This window comes from Streptomyces macrosporus (assembly GCF_039533145.1).
Classification (GTDB): Bacteria; Actinomycetota; Actinomycetes; order Streptomycetales; family Streptomycetaceae; genus Streptomyces; species Streptomyces macrosporus.
The window spans coordinates 1-3720 of the sequence record NZ_BAAASZ010000045.1 but is presented as its reverse complement, the minus strand read 5'-3'; the positions used below and the strand labels follow the sequence as shown (position 1 = coordinate 3720).

1 protein-coding gene and 2 pseudogenes are annotated in these 3720 nt (G+C 69.4%); all 3 read left to right on the top strand.

The window, feature by feature from the left end:
• Positions 1-75 (top strand): annotated as a pseudogene (locus tag ABD335_RS27510) (ATP-binding protein); the annotation flags it as partial.
• Positions 76-444: 369 nt separating this feature from the next.
• A complete protein-coding gene (locus ABD335_RS27505; RefSeq protein WP_344328345.1) occupies positions 445-3633 on the top strand; it encodes a nitrate- and nitrite sensing domain-containing protein in 3189 nt (1062 codons plus the stop codon).
• Positions 3584-3720: pseudogene (locus tag ABD335_RS27500) on the top strand (roadblock/LC7 domain-containing protein); the annotation flags it as partial. The gene ABD335_RS27505 and the pseudogene ABD335_RS27500, both read left to right, overlap by 50 nt.

Genomic DNA, 3720 nt, shown 5'->3' with positions numbered 1-3720 from the left:
GCCCGGCACCGGGCCGAGGCCAAGAGCGCGCTGATCACCCTGGTCGAGCACGCGCTTCTGGCACGCCTGCGCTGAACTTCCGCCGAATCTCCACAGTGTGCCTCCGCGCCGTTCCGCGCCGTGGAAGGCGACGGAGCGTCACCGATCAACGGCCGGGACGGGCCCGCCTCGCGTACACCCGTCCCGGCCTTCATAACGTTTCGACAGAGAATTGGGACGCCCGGAACACTCGGCGCAAGCACCTCGTTCCCCAGCGCGCACAAAACTTCGACCATTCGCCAACGAACGGGTGTTTATGCCCTTTTTATTCTTCACGGATCGCGGGACTTCTTCACAGGTCCAGGTGTTTGGAAAGCTTCTGCCTGGCGTGCTGAAATTCGCTGAACTCAACAGTAGTTACGGTTGCATCGAAGACGATGGGCTGAAGCCGAGAGGTTTGGTCGAGTGAGGCGAAGCAAGTCGAGCTCCCCGCCCCGGGAGCCGCGGGGCAACTTCACGCCGCCGCAGCGCGCCGCGGAGGCGTCCTCCGACCTGCCCGGGAACGGCGGGGGAACGGGCGACGGCGGCGGCCGGTTCGCGATCCGCAACTGGCGCGTGGCCACCAGACTGAACGCCATCCTGCTCATACCCGTGCTCGTCGCCCTCGTCTTCGGCGGTTACCGGGTGCAGAGCTCCCTGGACACGTGGCAGGAGGCCGAGGAGGCCAACCGCACCGCCGAACTGGTCCGGGCCGCCGCCACGTACGCCCACGCCCTGATCGACGAGCGGGACCGCACCGCCGCGCCGCTCCTCCAGGGCAACACGGACGACCCGGTGATCCAGGAGGTCCGCGACGTCACCGACGCGGCCGCCGAGGAGTTCCACCGGCGCGTCGAGGAGATGCCCGACCACCAGGGCCTCAAACGTCGCCTCGCGGCCTTCACCGAGGTCGAGCCGAAACTGGAGGAGCTGCGCCAGGCCGCCTACACCGAGCGTCTGAACGGTGTGGAGACCGAGGAGGGCTACGTCCAGATCCAGCACCCGCTGATGGAGTTCGCCAACGAACTGGGGCTGGGCACCGGCAACATCACCTCCTACGGCCGCACCGTCTACGCCATCTCGCTCTCCAAGGCCGCCAGTTCCCTCCAGCGCTCCATCGGCACCCACCTGCTGATCAAGCCCGGTCCCAAGGCGGAGGACAAGCGGCGCCAGCTCACCGCCTTCGCCTCGTACGCCTACCTGGAGCGCATCGCCCTCGACGAGTACCGCGGCGGCGGCACCCCGGCGGACTGGGAGAGGCTGCAGGAGGAGCTGGTCAAGGCCAACGCGGAGACCGAGAACCGGATCGAGGAGGCCAAGGAGGAGGCGGAGTCGGCCGGCGAGGAGTTCGTCGCCCCGCCCGAGGCCGACAAGATGATCCAGTCCATCGGCTCCGGCGTGTCCCCCCGGACGCTGCGGGCGGGCGGCGTCACCGCCGAGAACTGGTACACGGTCGCCACCGGCGAGTTCAACGCCTACCGCGCGGTGGAGGAGTCCTTCACCGACAGGGCGGTGAAGGAGACCGCGCAGATCGCGGACGACGCCCGGCAGGAAGCCATCGTCAACTCCGTCATCGTGCTGGTCGCCCTGCTGGTCGCCTTCGTGGTCGCCGGGATGATGGCCCGCTCCATGAGCAACAGCATGCGCCGGCTGCGCACCGCCGCCCTCGACGTGGCCCAGCAGCGGCTGCCGATGCTGGTGGACCAGCTCTCCCGCACCGACCCGGGCAAGGTCGACACCCGGGTCAAGCCGATCCCGATCGACAGCCGCGACGAGATCGGCGAGGTCGCCCGGGCCTTCGACCAGGTCCACCGCGAGGCGGTCCGGCTCGCCGCCGAGCAGGCGCTGCTGCGGGGCAACGTCAACGCGATCTTCACCAACCTCTCGCGCCGCAACCAGGGCCTCATCGAGGGCCAGCTCTCCCTCATCACGGAGCTGGAGAACAACGAGGCCGACCCGGACCAGCTGGAGAACCTCTTCAAGCTGGACCACCTGGCGACCCGTATGCGCCGCAACGGCGAGAACCTCCTCGTCCTCGCGGGCGAGGAGCCCGGCCGCCGCTGGAACCAGCCGGTGCCGCTGGTGGACGTGCTCCGCGCCGCGTCCTCCGAGGTGGAGGACTACGAGCGCATCGAGCTGTCCGGTGTACCCGACAGCGAGATCCACGGCGCCGTCGTCACCGACCTGGTGCACCTGCTGGCCGAGCTGCTGGAGAACGCCACCTCGTTCTCCTCGCCGCAGACCAAGGTCCGCGTCACCGCGACCCGGCTGCCCGACGGCCGCGTGATGATCGAGATCCACGACAAGGGCATCGGTCTGACGCCCGAGGACTTCGCCGACATCAACCACAAGCTGGCCAACCCGCCGACGGTCGACGCGGCCATCTCGCAGCGCATGGGCCTGTACGTGGTCGGCCGCCTGGCCGCCCGGCACGGCATCCGCGTCCAGCTCCGCCCCTCCGGCGAACAGGCGGGCACCACCTCGCTGGTCATGCTCCCGGAGGAGATCACCCACGGTGGCGGTGGCGAGGAGCAGTTCGAGGAGGACTTCACCGTCTCCCGGATCGTTCCCGAGCAGCCGCACGCCGCGCAGTCCGCGTACGAGGACCGGCGGCAGCCCTCCGCCGCCGAGCTGGGCTTCGACGACTCCCGCTACGGCTCCCCGACCCAGCCGCAGAACGCCCCCTCCGTCCTCGACCCGGTGGGCCGGTCGCTGATGCGCGAGGAGCGCCGGGCGGCGCTGGAGGCGCAGTACCAGGCGGAGAACGGCGGGTACGGAACGGAGACCGACGGCCAGGGACGGTACGAGGAGCAGCGGTACGACTCCGCGCAGGCGCCCTCCTACGACCCCGAGCAGACGGGGCAGTACGCCGCGCAGGGCGGCTTCCCGCAGGACGCCTCGTACGGCCAGGAGTCGACCTCTTACGGGCAGGAGTCGTCCTCCTACGGCCAGGAGTACCGGCAGCAGGAGTACCGGGCCGAGTACCCGCAGCAGGGGTACCAGACCGAGTACCAGCCGGAGTACCAGGAGGGCTACGGGGCCGGGTACGGCGAGAACGCCTACGGCACCGGTCAGCGGGCCGGACAGGAAGCGGAATCCGCTCCGAGCGTTCCCGAAGACGACCGGGAAAGCGTAGGCTTCAACCGATCGAGGACCTCCTCCGAGGGCTCTACCTCCTTGACCGATGCGGGACTTCCGCGTCGCGAACCGAAGAGGCAGCAGTCTCAGGAGACCTCGGCCACGCAGTACCAGCCACAAACGGAATCACCGGAGGTGCCTCGTCGAGAGGATCGTTCCGATGACTCCGCATGGCGCACGGCGAACGACGAGCGCTGGCAGCGGGCGGAGCGGATCCGTGATCCCAAGGCCGGCGGAGTCACCTCTTCCGGTCTGCCCCGCCGCGTCCCCAAGGCCAACCTGGTCCCGGGTGCCGCGGAAGGGGAGCAGGCACCTCAGGGCGGCCCCCAGGTCTCCCGCAACCCCGAGGACGTCCGAGGCAGGTTGAGCAACCTGCACCGCGGCGTCCGGCGGGGACGCACCGCGGGGAGCTCGGACGCCACCCAGAATGACCGACCGGGCTTCGGCCCCGGCAGCACCTACGATCAGGAGCGTTAGTGTGAGCCCGATGAGCCAGGCGGCGCAGAACCTGAACTGGTTGATCACCAACTTCGTGGAGAACACCCCGGGGGTGTCGCACACGGT